Source organism: Pyruvatibacter sp., from assembly GCF_040219635.1.
In the GTDB taxonomy this organism is placed as follows: domain Bacteria; phylum Pseudomonadota; class Alphaproteobacteria; order CGMCC-115125; family CGMCC-115125; genus Pyruvatibacter.
The window spans coordinates 473,162-487,313 of record NZ_JAVJSC010000004.1 but is presented as its reverse complement, the minus strand read 5'-3'; the positions used below and the strand labels follow the sequence as shown (position 1 = coordinate 487,313).

11 protein-coding genes and 1 pseudogene are annotated in these 14,152 nt (G+C 60.5%); 6 read left to right on the top strand and 6 right to left on the bottom strand.

Annotated features, from left to right (window positions below):
* Nucleotides 1-988 (bottom strand): annotated as a pseudogene (locus tag RIB87_RS11095) (hypothetical protein); the annotation flags it as partial.
* Nucleotides 989-1,206: 218 nt separating this feature from the next.
* Complete coding sequence (otsB, locus tag RIB87_RS11090) at nucleotides 1,207-2,019, bottom strand: trehalose-phosphatase (protein WP_350146553.1); 813 nt, start codon at nucleotides 2,017-2,019, stop codon at nucleotides 1,207-1,209.
* A 91-nt stretch (nucleotides 2,020-2,110) separates the two neighbouring features.
* On the opposite strand from otsB, the gene RIB87_RS11085 reads away from it, so the two are divergent.
* Entirely contained in the window at nucleotides 2,111-2,914 is an 804-nt protein-coding gene (locus RIB87_RS11085; RefSeq protein ID WP_350146550.1) for a TonB family protein, read from the top strand.
* Between the two features lie 33 nt (nucleotides 2,915-2,947).
* Nucleotides 2,948-3,910: an NAD(P)H-dependent flavin oxidoreductase gene (locus tag RIB87_RS11080; RefSeq protein ID WP_350146548.1), complete on the top strand. Its 963-nt coding sequence runs from the start codon at nucleotides 2,948-2,950 to the stop codon at nucleotides 3,908-3,910.
* Here RIB87_RS11080 and RIB87_RS11075 read toward each other — a convergent pair.
* The gene (locus RIB87_RS11075; RefSeq protein WP_350146546.1) at nucleotides 3,894-4,904 is read right to left on the bottom strand and encodes an SLAC1 family transporter; all 1,011 of its coding nucleotides are present in this window, start codon (nucleotides 4,902-4,904) and stop codon (nucleotides 3,894-3,896) included. The genes RIB87_RS11080 and RIB87_RS11075 overlap by 17 nt on opposite strands.
* Before the next feature lie 123 nt (nucleotides 4,905-5,027).
* Here RIB87_RS11075 and RIB87_RS11070 point away from each other — a divergent pair, with 123 nt between their 5' ends.
* Complete coding sequence (locus RIB87_RS11070) at nucleotides 5,028-5,732, top strand: protein phosphatase CheZ (RefSeq protein WP_350146544.1); 705 nt, start codon at nucleotides 5,028-5,030, stop codon at nucleotides 5,730-5,732.
* Nucleotides 5,733-5,755: 23 nt separating this feature from the next.
* Here the strand turns inward: RIB87_RS11070 and RIB87_RS11065 are convergent, their stop codons facing one another.
* Nucleotides 5,756-7,285, bottom strand: a complete 1,530-nt coding sequence (locus tag RIB87_RS11065) for a histidine kinase dimerization/phospho-acceptor domain-containing protein (protein ID WP_350146541.1) — start codon at nucleotides 7,283-7,285, stop codon at nucleotides 5,756-5,758.
* Nucleotides 7,286-7,610: 325 nt separating this feature from the next.
* Here RIB87_RS11065 and hisS point away from each other — a divergent pair, with 325 nt between their 5' ends.
* From hisS to hisG, 3 genes are all read left to right on the top strand, one after another.
* On the top strand, nucleotides 7,611-9,107 hold the full coding sequence (hisS, locus tag RIB87_RS11060) for a histidine--tRNA ligase (protein WP_350146539.1): 1,497 nt from the start codon (nucleotides 7,611-7,613) through the stop codon (nucleotides 9,105-9,107).
* Nucleotides 9,108-9,236: 129 nt separating this feature from the next.
* Complete coding sequence (locus tag RIB87_RS11055; RefSeq protein WP_350146537.1) at nucleotides 9,237-10,742, top strand: ATP phosphoribosyltransferase regulatory subunit; 1,506 nt, start codon at nucleotides 9,237-9,239, stop codon at nucleotides 10,740-10,742.
* Nucleotides 10,739-11,746 carry an ATP phosphoribosyltransferase gene (gene hisG, locus RIB87_RS11050; protein WP_350146535.1) on the top strand — a complete coding sequence of 336 codons (1,008 nt, stop codon included), beginning with the start codon at nucleotides 10,739-10,741 and terminating at the stop codon, nucleotides 11,744-11,746. Before RIB87_RS11055 ends, hisG begins: the two co-directional genes overlap by 4 nt.
* An 83-nt stretch (nucleotides 11,747-11,829) precedes the next feature.
* Here hisG and groL read toward each other — a convergent pair whose 3' ends face one another.
* Together groL and groES are read right to left on the bottom strand one after the other, a co-directional pair.
* Complete coding sequence (groL, locus tag RIB87_RS11045) at nucleotides 11,830-13,491, bottom strand: chaperonin GroEL (protein ID WP_350146533.1); 1,662 nt, start codon at nucleotides 13,489-13,491, stop codon at nucleotides 11,830-11,832.
* A 133-nt stretch (nucleotides 13,492-13,624) separates the two neighbouring features.
* A complete protein-coding gene (groES, locus tag RIB87_RS11040; RefSeq protein WP_350146530.1) occupies nucleotides 13,625-13,939 on the bottom strand; it encodes a co-chaperone GroES in 315 nt (104 codons plus the stop codon).
* Nucleotides 13,940-14,152: the final 213 nt, after the last annotated feature.

The following is a 14,152-nucleotide window of genomic DNA, read 5'->3' as shown; positions in this document are numbered from 1 at the left end:
CGGTGTCACCAGTATCGCCGGTGTCACCAGTATCGCCGGTGTCACCAGTATCGCCGGTGTCACCAGTATCGCCGGTGTCACCAGTATCGCCGGTGTCACCAGTATCGCCGGTGTCACCAGTATCGCCGGTGTCACCCGTATCGCAGTCGCCTACCTTGCGCTCGCCGAAACCCTTGGAAAAATCCTTGTTGCCCGTTGCCTTCACATCAATCTGTTTGCCGTCCAGCAACAGCTTGATGGTGCCGGTCGAGTCGAGGGTTGTGTAGCGCTCGGTTCTGGCCGGCACCACAATGTCCTTGCTGCCGCCACGATTGATTTGAAGGGTTACGGTCTGGTCGGTCTGCGCCGCGTTGCGCACGCGCCAGACGCTGACGGTTCGAGAGCCATCCGTCAGGCGGCCCTCAGACACAAGCCGCAGGCCGGTTTGCTTTTTGCCTGCGTCATCGCCGGTAAACGGTGTGTCGTAAAAATAAGCCGGGTCATTGAACAGGGCGTCTGACAAGGTTTTGCAGGCACCCGCATCGGAATGCCCACCAGAAACCGGTGTGGTTCCGTCATCAGAACCGGCGTTGTCTTTGTCGTCCTTGTCTTTGTCGTCCGTGTCTTTGTCGTCCTTGTCCTTATCGTCCGTGTCTTTGTCGTCTTTTTCCGGCTTGCAGCCCTCACCCGCGCCGCCGTCCCGGCATCCGTTATTGCCACCGTCGGCACCGCCATTCCCGCCACCGTTCTTGCTGCCGCTCTCGTTATCAGCATTACCGCCATCGTCAGGCGCGCCGTTATCATTGCGGTCTTTGTCTTTGTCGTTGGGGCCTTCACCGCTGTTGCCGCGCCCATCGGCATCATTTTTGTCGTCGTTGAGTTCGCTATTGCCGCCCTTGTTGCCCTGCGCGGAGGCGATCGACTCCAACCCCGGAGCAGTGGAAAAAGCAAATGCCGCCAGAAATGCGAATGCAAACCTGTAGCGTGAACGATGAAGTGTGATTGACATGGGGCTTCCCAAATTGGCCGACGCTCAAAACGGAACAGGGCTTGGGTCAGCCTAGAGGAAATTATTTCATTGCCGCAATGGGTTGGCGGCGTTTGTGCGTCCGTTAACCATAAACCCGCGTGGCAGGCGTTGCGAACGTGACACATGTTTGACGCGCGTTATGGCGTTTCCGACACGTTGTCCCGCCAGTGCCCCATAAGTCGCCTGCCGCTTGTTGGCTATCGGGGCTCGTAGAGGTCAGCGAGTTGGCCAACGAATGTGTTTACGTCTTTTGGTGTCTCAAGCGAGTAGCGGGCTGCCGTCGGCGTATTGTCAGTGCCCACCTTGATGCCGATACCAGTGTCGTGCACGGCGCGAAACGCATCTTCATCGGTTTCGTCATCGCCGATATAGACAGGTAGGGTGTTTGCTGTCGCGAGGCCGAGGGCCTTCATGATGTGTACGACCGCGGTTCCCTTGTTCCACTCAATGGCCGGACGCAGCTCGTGGATCATTTTGCCGCCGGTGCGCCGGAGGGTTGGGTGGCGGTTGACCTCTGACGCCACAATGTCGGCAACCCGTGCCTGATCGCGGGGGGTGACCTCGCGGAAGTGAATGGCCAGCGCGTATTTCTTGTCTTCGACAAAGGCCCCTGCCACTGGGGCAAGCCTGGCTGTGAGTGACGCTGCCGCTTTGCGAAGCGCAGGCACATAAGGTGCGCCGATGTCTCCTGACAGATCACGCCCGTTTGCATCCGTGATGTCAAAGCCGTGGCTTCCGGCATAGGCAATGCCGCTGACACCCAATATCTGCATGACATCCGCGCGCCCACGCCCGCTGACAACGGCCACCGGCATCAGCACGGCAAGCCGCGCTATCGCAGCCCGCAATTCGTCGCTTGCTGTTGCAAGTTCGGGACGGCGTGCGAGCGGCACCAGGGTGCCGTCATAATCCAGAAACAGCGCAGGTGTTTTGCCGCGCAATATCGCTTCAATGGTCTTGAAGTCTTTCAGCGCGTCCGGGTGTGACGCGGATAATGGCGTATATTCCATAAAAGACCTTTGCTGGCCCTGCCTCTCTCATTGGTGTGTACTGACCAATCACCGCACAGGCAACCTGCAACCCTGAAAGAGTCCCGTCACAGTGCCGCCTTTGACCGATGACAAGCCGCAAGGCAACGACAGTGCTCGAGCCGACCTGCCCGCCATGCGGGCGCGTGGCTGGCCGGGGGGCACGATGATTGCGTTGTCGCTGGCAGCCCATGCATTGCTGCTTGGGCTGTTGTTCGCCATCGTTCGTTCACCGTCGCCAGTGCCGGCTTTCATTGAGGAAACGGTGATTGTTGATTTGGTGGCGTTGGCCAGTTCTTCGTCTGAAGAGACTGTTGGGGACGCAGTGACGACGGATCCTGCTGAAAGTGCATCCGCACAGCCAGAACGTCGGGCGCCGCCAGCCCAGCAACCAGTCACGCCAGTCGTTCAGCCCGCCACACCGCCGGTATCTCAGCCGGCTGAACCCGCAGTGCCGCCATCGGTACAAACGCCTGTGTCCGCCGATGCGGCTGTGCGGCGGGGTGAAGCCGGGGATGTTGGCGAAACCGCCAGCACGGCAGGCGCTTTGACGGTGCCGGCCTCTCCGGCGGCACCATCCGCAGCAAAGGCAAATTATGCGCGGGTCATTCTCGCACGTCTGCAACGGGCCATCCGGTATCCGCGTACAGCACAGCGGCGCGGCATTGAAGGCGTTGTCCGTGTGCAGGTGGAACTGTCTGCCACGGGCGGCCTGCGCAGTGTCGCACTGGCGCAATCGTCGGGCCACACCGTGCTGGATAATGCAGCCGTGGCGCTGGTGCAGCGCGTGGCACCGTTCCCGCCGGTGCCTGAAGGTTTATTGGGGCCGCAAGGCAGTTTTGCCTTTGTGGCGCCCATCCAATATCAACTTGATTGAACCAGAAACGGCGACCAGCAGGAGAAACACGTCATGGCAGGATTTGAGGGCAACCGCGTGCTGGCTCACACCGGGGCCAGATATCCGATCATTCAGGCCCCCATGGGCTGGATCGCGCGCTCGCAGCTTGCGTCTGCCGTGTGCCGCGCGGGTGGCATCGGCATCATTGAAACATCATCGGGTGAAACCGACGCCTGCAAAGCCGAGATCGAAAAAATGTTCGGGCTGACGGACGCGCCGTTCGGCGTCAATCTGCCGATCCTGTTTCTCAAGGACGATGCAATGCTGCGCTATATCTGCGACAGCGGCGTCAAGTTCGTGACGACTTCGGCGGGCAGCCCGAAAAAGTTCATCGCGCCTTTGAAAGATGCTGGCATCACCGTCTATCACGCGGTGCCAACGCTCGATGCAGCTCTTAAATGCATTGAGGCCGGTATTGACGGTCTCGTTGTGGAAGGTGCGGAAGGCGGCGGCTTCAAGAACCCAGAGGAAGTGTCAACCCTGGTGCTGTTGCAGGCCATTCGCCAGCAAAGTGACATTCCCATGGTGGCGGCTGGCGGCATCTGCGACGGCAACGGCATGGCCGCAGCTTTTGCCCTGGGCGCTGAAGCCGTGCAGATGGGCACGCGGTTTGTCAGTGCATCTGAAAGCCCCGTCCATGACAACTACAAAAACGCCATTGTGGATGCACCAACAACGGGGACTTACGTGCTGAACAAGAAAGCCAGCCCGTGCATCCGCGCGCTCAAGACAGACAAAACAGCGTCAATTTTTGAACAAGGCCTGATGCCCGCAGATACATTTGCCCGCATTCAGGACCTGTATTTTGGCGGCGACATGGAAGCCAGCGTCGGCCTTGCCGGTCAGACTGCTGGCCTGATTGGTGAAATCAAACCGGCAGCCGACATCATCAATGAAACCATCGCGCAGTTTTTTGAGGTGGCGCGCCGCATGGGCGCAATGGCACAACCGGCAGCCGCTAACGCCGCTGAATAGCCATGCGCAGTGTCAGTATGCTGATGAGTGCGATGGCACCAGTGGCAGTTAGCAGGAGTGTCAGCGCCAGTGCATGTGTTATGCCGGTTTGCACGGAGGCGTGAAACTGCAGTGAGGCGCCGGCAAGTGCGGCCAGGGGAAACGTGCAGCTCCACCAGCCAAGCGTGAAGCCGGTGCGGTATAAGTCGCCGCTGCGCCACGCGACAAGCAGTGTTGCGACACACGCAAAACTGATCGCCACGACGAACAGGCCGTTTGATACAGACGCCGGTCCACCAAGTGCCGCAACACTCAGGCTGATGAGCGCTGCGGGGGCGGCCAGCACAAAAACGCCCGGCAGCACAATGGACGGCAGTGGGTCGCCTGCGACCAGCCGATGCACAACGAACGGCAATAGCGTGACCCATGTCAGCGTGCCCAGCGCCAGCAGCGCAATGGACGTGGTTGCAAAGCCAAAACTGACCGCTGCAAACGGAGCGACAATCATGCCGGCGGTGGGAACAAACCACGCAGGGGCTGCCGCCCAAAGACCGCCGGCTTCCGGCAGCGGGCGCACCACCCAGCGATGGAAAAACACCATCGCCAGCATGACATGCAGCACTGCCCCTGCGCACCACATGCCGACGACAAACAGCGACGTGGCAAGCCCGCTGTCCATGCTCAGCGCGATTGCGGGCAGAAGCATCAGCGTTACAGGAATGCCGGCAAGAAATGTGACACGGGCAGCGTCACCCATATCGTTGGTCACGGCATCTGTGTGGCAAATAATCTTGGTGCCATAGCCTGCGAAAACAACCAGGCACACAAGGGCCGCACTGATGGAAAGCACCGCCGCGCCGCCGTGGGTGCCAACAACACTCAAGTGCTCGGCGCGGTGCCACGCAAGGGCCAGGCCGCACCAGCCCATGCAGGCTCCAAACAGCCGCGCAGGCATCGCTGCGAAACCCGTCCACTCCTGTGTCGTGGCGGGTTGGTGAGGTGTTTCCGTTGGCATCAACTTGCATATCTCCCGCTTGCAGACCTCTGTACCCTGCAACTGCTGCGCGAGCATAAAGGCATTGTTAACGCCCGGCGGCTAGCCTGCCGCAGAGTTTATGCCGTGGGGGAGGGTCCGCCGGTGGGCGACGTGAAGCAATTTCGCATCGAAAAGATGATGGGCTTTGAAAAGCCAACGGCACAATCACAAACGTCTGCGGCTGCACCTACATCTGCGGTTGCGGTGATGAGTGATCCGCCCGGCGCCTTGCCAGGCGGCCTGAGCCTCGAAGAGCTGGCGTCGTTGCGCGATCGCGTTTCTGAGGCGGCCCGCCTCCAGGCGGAGCTTATGGAGCTTTCGGCGGCCATCGAAAAAACCAAATGCGAACTGTCCGCCCTGCATTATGAGGGCTCATCAAAGGTGCGGTTTCAGGAAGCCGGCAATGAGCTGGACGCGGTTGTCAACGCAACTGAGGCGGCCACCGATATCATTCTGACGTCGTCTGAGAAAATCGATTCAGCGGCAGCTCATCTTTCAGCAGCCGCGACTGATGATGTCAGTCGCGCGCAGGCCGACGAGATTGCAGAGCTTGTGGTTACCATCTTTGAGGCCTGCAACTTTCAGGACATTACCGGCCAGCGCATCACCAAGGTTGTGTCGGCGCTGCACTACATTGATGAGCGCGTCAGCAGCATGATGGAAATCTGGGGTGGTGCGCAGGATCTTGCCGCGTTCGCGCCAAAGGCTGAAGAACGCGAAGGCGACGAGGCCCTGCTCAATGGCCCCGCCCTTGAAGAGCATCATGGCCACGCCTCGCAGGACGATATCGACGCGCTGTTTGCCTAGGCGATGTTTCGGCTTGCCGGGTGTCAGTCTTTCAGGGGCAGGGTAATGACCGCCGCCACGACATTTGCCCCGTCGCGCGCAAGCTGCAATGCGCCGCCATGAGCATCCAGTGCCTCGCGCAGCAGCTCGGCGGCAAAGCCGGTGCGGGCATCTGCCGGCGTAACCAGCGGATCAGAATCTTCAAGGCTGGCAGGCAGCGCTACCGGCCGCCCGGCTACACCGTCAAGGCGCACCGTCAGCCGTGCCTGCTTGCCGGCCTGCCGCAGCGACAGCCGCATGAGGGTGCCGGCCCCAGCATCACGCGCAATGCCAGCCACCAGCCGGTACAGCGCGCGCTGTAGCTTGGCGGCGTCCAGACGCGCCACCATGGGCAGCGCCGGGGCATCCACAACCACTTCCGGGCCGGTTCCCCTGCCATCCACAGCACCTGACTCGTCGCCGGACGCACCTTGTGTGCGCTGAATGAAATGCGCCGTATTGCGCACGAGTTTCACCAGGTCGCAGGGGTCATGTGCGGAGGCGCCATTTGCATCCACGACGCTCAACAGGTCCTCGACCATGTCGAGCATTGCTCGCCCGGCATCGGAAATAGATGCTGCGTATTCGCGAGCACGCACGGGGTCGTTCAGCTTCTCGTGCTGGAGCAGGTCTGCAAAGCCCACGATGTGTGTCAGCGGCGTGCGCAGATCATGGCTCACCCGCGAAAAGAAACGGCTTGAGCGCCGCAGCGCTGCATCGCGGCCACCCTGTGCCGTCTTGAGGGCTGTTTCGAGTTTGCGCCGGACGGTGATGTCGGTGAAGGTCGCGACCCGTGCGGGCACGCCGCCGCGCTCGGTTTTCACCACATCCACTTCTGCAATGCGGGTTTCCCCGCCGGGCTGCACAATAGTGACCTCATCCCCCTTGCCGATATCAAGATCAAACGGCTTGCCCATCAGCGCGTCCGCGGGTCGTCCCAACAATTCCTCCGCAGCCGGATTGATAAAAGCTACGCAGCCATGCCGGTCGAGCACGACCATGGCGTCGGGGGCTTCCTGTACCAGCACCAGCGGTGCGGATGCCTGCACCGATTGCGAAGGCGCAGCCGAACGGGAGCCATTCACCGTGTGCCCGTGGCGGGCCAAAGCGCGCGCTGCTGCCTGTGCAAGCTCTGCGCCGTTAAAGTCACCAGCAGCGGTCAGCGCTACAACCTCGCTGGCTCCGGCCTCGATGGCTGACAATGCCGTGGCGTCGTCCATGCCATGCATCAAGACAATGATCGGCGCGTCCGGTCCAACAGCGCGCAGACGTGCCAGCCGGGTCAACGCCGCATCAGACGTATCAAGCTCGATCACCAGGGCTGTAAGACCGGGGCGCAAGAGCTGGTCCAGACCATCCCCAGGGGTGCTGTGGATAAGATCAACCGGGCGCTGGCGGCGCGTATCAAGTGCGGCTGCAATCTTTTGAGCCAGCGCCGGGGCGTCGCACACCACGCCAACGCTCTCGCGGCGGGTCCGCACATCCGCAGGCGCAAGCGCCAGATGGCCGCTGGCAGGAGGGGTGATGTCAGGCAACGAGGTGTCGTTCGGGCGCGGGACAAGCCGCCCTTTCGCGGTCGCGGAGGGAATCACGGGTACTGAACTGTGCTGGGAACGCATAAACCGCCTGCAAGCCTCATGTTTTCATGGCGGACCGGTGCAATGTGCCCGAATCCGTGAATCAAACATGAACATTGTTGGTAAACACGGAGTAAATGACCTGTGGCGGGATTAAGGCACTCTTAGGGAGCGTGACCGGGGCGTTAACGCACAAGCCCCCGGTTTGCCTTGCTTGCCGCCGCCCTTGCCGGTGCTGTAGGTAAAGCGCTCGCCCCGCAAAAAAATCCGGATCAGACCTCCCGTGGCCAAGAAGCAAAAGCAATTCCGCCCCAAGGCACGCCAGCCCAAGGGGCTCCGCGATCTGCGCGCCGAAGACGTGGCTGCGCGCCGCTCGATGCTGACCACAATCATGGACGTCTATGAGTCCTATGGCTTTGACCCGCTGGAAACCTCCGCTCTTGAATATGCGGATGCGCTGGGAAAGTTTTTGCCCGATGCCGACCGCCCCAACGAAGGTGTGTTCAGCTTTCAGGATGACGACGACCAGTGGTTGTCGCTGCGCTATGACCTGACGGCGCCGCTGGCGCGTATGGTGGCGGAAAACTACGACGCCCTGCCAAAGCCCTATCGGCGGTATCAAACAGGCCAGGTGTGGCGCAACGAAAAGCCCGGACCAGGGCGCTTCCGCGAGTTCACCCAGTGTGATGCCGATAGCGTGGGCACGCCCGAAATGGCTGCCGACGCAGAACTGTGCGCCATGGTTTCAGATGCGCTGGAAGCCGTCGGCATTGCGCGCGGCGACTATGTGGTGCGCGTCAACAACCGCAAGATTCTGGACGGCGTCCTGGAAACAATCGGCGTTGCACCTGACGACGGCGGGCTGCAACGCATGACGGTGCTGCGTGCCATAGACAAGCTGGACAGGCTTGGCGCGGACGGCGTCCGGTTGCTGCTGGGTGATGGCCGCAAGGATGAGTCCGGCGATTTCACCAAAGGCGCGGGCCTGAGCGGCGATCAGGCCGATACGGTGCTGGCGTTTGTGGCCGCGGGCAATGCGGATCGCGGCAAGGTCGTCAGTACACTGCGCACTCTGGTGGGCAGCAGCGAAACAGGCCTTGCCGGTGTTGGTGAACTTGAAGAGATCGGCACGCTGCTGGATGCCATCGGCTATGGCGCAGACCGTATTGCATTTGACCCTGCCGTCGTGCGTGGCCTTGGGTATTATACAGGCCCCGTGTTTGAAGCCGAACTGACCTTTGACGCTCACGACGATAGTGGCCAGCTCATTCAGTTTGGCTCTATCGGTGGCGGTGGCCGGTATGACGATCTGGTGAGCCGTTTCAAAGGCACGCCCATACCCGCCACGGGCGTTTCCATCGGCGTGGACCGGCTGCTCTCTGCCCTGCAGGCACGCGGTGCTGCGGGCGGACAAGCCCTCATACCTCCGGTCGTCGTGTTGCCGCTGGATAAAGAGCGCATGGCTGATTATCAGCGCATGGTCTGGCAGCTTCGTCAGGCAGGTATCCGTGCTGAATTATATCTGGGCGGTGCGGGTATGCGTGCCCAACTCAAATATGCCGATAAACGCGGTGCACCTGTTGCGGTCATTCAGGGGTCAGACGAGTTTGAAAAGGGCGAGATCACGCTCAAGGATCTGGTGCTCGGCGAGCGGCTTTCGAAAGAGATTGAAGACAACACCACATGGCGCGAAGACCAGCCCGCGCAGGTGAGCGTTTCGGCTGAAAGCCTCGTGGAAGCCGTCAGGGATATGCTGGCGAGGCCGCATATGAAAGCCTGATTGTCCTGTTTCATCAATATACCCACGAAAAAGCACCATAAATAGTGAAAATACGTCCTGAAAACGGACGTTTATTCCTGCAAATAACAATATGTTGCTATATGGCAGGACATATTGTATTGCCCGCACATGGAAACCGATACACTCAGCTTTGCCGCGATCATCGCCGAATGGGGCAAGCCGGCGGATTTCGCCCGCGCGCTTGGTCACGACGATGGTGGCGACCTTGCCCGCAAATGGCGGCGCCGCGACAGCATCCCCCAGGAATGGTGGCCGGAGGTCATTGATGCCGCGCGCCGTGACGGCAAGCCGGTTGATGCGGAACGGTTGCTGCGCGCCCAGCGAAATGCCGTGTCGCGCAAAGCCGGTGCGGATGGCGGTGCGGCTTCCGGTCAGCCGGTGATAGATAGTCCGGACCCGGAGCGCCCGGCGTCGGGCTATGACGCCCGGTCGCTTGATGCGCTGGAAAATCAGGCACGCAGCGTCAAGGCGGTGTTTGCACAGGCAGGCTTCGTGCCCGTGGAGCCGCCAACCATGCAGCCTGCCGACATCTTCCTTAACCGCTCCGGCGAAGACATCCGCCAGCGCACTTATGTGTTTGAAGATCCCGGCGGCGAAGAATGGTGTTTGCGCCCCGACCTCACGATCCCCACCTGCCGGATGTATCTGGAGCGCGACCCGTCAGCCACCACACAGGCGCGGCTGTGCTACAACGGCCCCGCCTATCGCTATCAGCCGCCGGGCGCGGGCAAGCCGACCGAGTTTTTGCAGGCCGGTGTCGAGCACATTGGCGGCAGCAGTACACCGGAAGCCGATGCTGCGATTGTTACCATTGCCGTTGAGGCGGTGCAAAGCGCCGGGCTGACATCGTTTGACATAACACTTGGCGATCTTGGTTTGTTTTCCGCGTTGGTGGACAAGCTGGACCTGCCGCCAAGTTGGCGCGCCCGCCTCAAACGCCATATCTGGCGTCCGGCCTATTTTGACGAAATGCTGTCTCAGCTTACGGATGCCGGGCAGGGCGGTGCGCGCTCAGCAGCGCCTGCCACCAACGCAACCGACACCACCAATCAGGCATTGCTGGCAGCGCTCGATGTGATGGAGCCGGATCGTGCCCGCGATGTGGTGCAGGATGTTCTGGCGCTTGCAGGCATTTCGGCCGTTGGCGGGCGCACGGTTGCGGAAATCTCCGAGCGGTTTCTGGAACAGGCGGCGGATGCGGCGCGCGCCGTTTTGCCACGCGAAACCGCGGATGCGATCCGTGCCTTTCTGGCGATCTCAGCCCCCTGCACCACAGCCGTTGACCAACTCGCATCCGTTGCCAGTCGCGCCGGCGTGTCGCTGGACGATGAGCTGGACGCGATTACCCGGCGCGTTGATCTTATTTGTGCCCAAGGTGTGCCGCGCAACACCATCACGTTTGATGCGGACTTTGGCCGCAAGGAAGAATATTACACGGGCTTTGTGTTTGAGCTGCGTGTGGAAGCATTGGGTGCATCGCGCCAGGTAGCGGGCGGCGGGCGCTATGATGGGCTTCTCAAGAGCCTCGGCAGCCCGCGCAACGTGGCCGCCGTGGGCTGCGCCATTCGTACCGAGCGGTTATTGGCAGCCGTTGGTCTGGAGCGCCAACCATGAGCGATGTCATAAGTAATACAGACACGTCTGATCGTCTCGTTGTGGCTGTGCCCTCCAAGGGGCGGTTGCAGGAAAACGCCCTTGAGTTTTTCAGCCGCGCCGGGTGTGCCATCAGGCAATCCGGTTCGTCGCGCGAATATACCGGCCGCCTTGCGGGCGTCGCTAACGCGGATGTTGCCTTTTTGTCGGCGTCTGAAATTGCCGGTGCGCTGGGTGCCGGTCGTGTGCATCTGGGTATTACCGGCGAAGACCTGCTGGCGGAAAAACTCAGCGAGCCTGAAAAGCTGGTCCACATCATCAAGCCGCTGGGCTTTGGCCACGCGGATGTTGTGGTGGCCGTGCCGCAATCCTGGATTGACGTGCGCACCATGGCGGACTTTGACGACGTGGCCATTGCCTTTCACGCCCGGCGCGGCGAGCGCGTGCGCATCGCCACAAAATATCTGCGCCTGACCCGCACGTTTTTTGCCGAGCACGGCCTTGCTGACTATCGCATTGTGGAAAGCGCCGGAGCTACGGAAGGCGCGCCTGCGGGCGGCACGGCGGAAGCCATCGTGGACATTACCTCCACCGGCGCAACGCTGGCGGCCAACAATCTCAAAATCCTCGACGATGGTGTCATCCTCAGGAGCGAGGCCAATCTGGTTGCCTCACGTGGCGCACAGTGGGGACCAAACGCACGCGCAGCCGCATCGCACCTGCTTGAAATGATTGAAGGCGTCTCGCGTGCACGCGGCGTTCTTGAAGTCCGCTTTCTGCATGATGTGTCGGACGCGGGGCTGCTCGAAGACCTCGAACACCGTTTTAATGCCCGCGTACCATTCCCCTATGATGAAGACGGTGCCCGTGTTGCCCTCATCATGCATGTGCCCGAACCCGCTTTGCACGATGTGGTGGCGCATCTGTATGCCGCCGGCAAGGAAGCCGTCACCGTCACCGAGCCCCGCTACATCTTCCAGCGCGGCAACCCATTGATGTCAGCGCTTGAAGGAAAGCTTGGCTGAAAAAAGGGCGGCTCGTGTGAGCCGCCCTTTTCTCAAGTTGTGGTGTATGTCGTGAGCTGTGAGGCCCGGATGACATGATGTGACTACATCATGCCGCCCATGCCACCCATACCGCCCATGCCACCCATGTCCGGCATGCCGCCGCCGCCGCCGTTGTTCTTCTCCGGCTTGTCGGCAACCATGGCTTCGGTGGTGATGAGCAGGCCGGCAACTGAGGCTGCATCCTGCAGAGCGTGACGCACAACCTTGACGGGGTCGATGACGCCCATCTCAACCAGGTTGCCGTACTCTTCGGTCTGTGCGTTGAAGCCGAAGCCCACGCCCTTGCCTTCAAGTACCTTGCCCACAACGATCGAGCCTTCCACACCGGCGTTTTCCGCGATCTGGCGGATCGGAGCCTGAATGGCCCGCAGCACGATGGTGATACCGGCACGCACGTCAGCATTGTCGACACTTGCGAGCACGGCATTCACAGCCTTGGTGCAAGCCAGCAGAGCCGTGCCGCCGCCGGGCACGATGCCTTCTTCAACGGCAGCGCGGGTTGCGTTCAGTGCGTCGTCCACACGGTCCTTGCGCTCTTTCACTTCCACTTCGGTTGCACCGCCAACACGCAGCACGGCAACACCGCCTGCAAGTTTGGCCAGACGCTCCTGAAGTTTTTCGCGGTCGTAATCAGATGTTGTGTCTTCAATCTGATTGCGGATCTGTGCAACGCGGGCTTCGATGTCAGCTTTCTTGCCTGAGCCATCAACAATCGTTGTATCGTCTTTGGTGATGCGCACTTTCTTGGCCGTACCGAGCATGTCCAGCGTAACGCTTTCCAGCTTGATGCCCAGATCTTCCGAGATCACCTGACCGCCGGTAAGGACAGCGATGTCCTCCAGCATGGCCTTGCGGCGATCACCGAAGCCGGGTGCCTTCACGGCAGCGATCTTGAGGCCGCCACGCAGCTTGTTGACCACGAGGGTCGCCAGCGCTTCGCCTTCAATGTCTTCTGCAATGATGAGCAACGGACGTGACGACTGCACAACAGCTTCGAGGATCGGCAGCATGGACTGCAGGTTCGACAGCTTCTTTTCGTGCAGCAGGATGTAGGGATCGTCGAGTTCGGCCACCATCTTGTCGGCGTTGGTGATGAAGTACGGCGACAGGTAGCCGCGGTCGAACTGCATGCCTTCAACAACTTCAAGCTCGGTTTCCAGCGACTTGGCTTCTTCAACCGTAATCACACCCTCATTGCCGACCTTCTGCATGGCCTGCGCGATGAGATCACCGATTTCCTTTTCGCCGTTTGCCGAGATCGTACCGACCTGAGCAATTTCCTCAGAACCTTTCACCTTTTTGGCGCGCTTCTTGAGGTCTTCGATGGCTGCTGCTGTTGCCATGTCGATGCCGCGCTTGAGGTCCATCGGGTTCATGCCCGCAGCAACGGCCTTGCCGCCTTCGCGTACAATCGCCTGCGCCAGAACGGTGGCAGTGGTTGTGCCGTCACCGGCTTCGTCGTTGGTGCGTGACGCAACTTCACGAACCATCTGGGCGCCCATGTTCTCGAACTTGTCTTCGAGTTCAATTTCCTTGGCCACCGTTACGCCGTCCTTGGTGATGCGCGGAGCACCGAACGACTTGTCGATCACCACGTTGCGGCCTTTGGGGCCGAGCGTGACTTTTACTGCGTTAGCAAGCGTATCGACGCCCTTGAGCATCTTCGCGCGTGCGTCTGCTGAAAACTTGACGTCTTTTGCCATGGTTTTCAAAACCTCCATTTAGCCGCTCGGCGCGCGATGCGCTTGCCGGGGACGGCTGTGTTTCATTCAGAATTAGTGGCTTTCGAAGTGCTGAAATGCGGCACAAAAAAAGCCGCGATCACGGGGGTGCCCGTTACGCAGCCTTCTTGGCCTTTTTTGTCACTTCGATGATGCCGAGAATGTCGCTCTCTTTCATGATGAGCAGATCCTCGCCGTCAATCTTCACTTCTGTGCCGGACCATTTGCCGAACAGCACCCGGTCGCCAGCTTTCACGTCGAGCGGCTGAACCTTGCCGCTCTCATCGCGGGCGCCAGCACCAACAGCGACGATTTCACCTTCGCTGGGTTTTTCCTTGGCCGTGTCGGGGATGATGATCCCGCCAGCGGTCTTTGCTTCTTCTTCGAGCCGACGAACGACCACCCGGTCGTGCAGGGGACGAAAACCCATGAGCTCTCTCCTCTCAAACAGGATATGGCCCCAACGGGATCAGGGCCAAAGTTCCAGTATTTTCAATGACTAAGCGGAAGGCCTGAGCCTCCACGCCGCTTTCTTGGCACTCACATCGTGTGAGTGCTAACAAGCGCACTCTGGAGATAGGCGCACGCCCCAAATCTGTCAACCAGAGGAAAGCTGATTTTTGGCAGAAAGACGCAGGTGTTT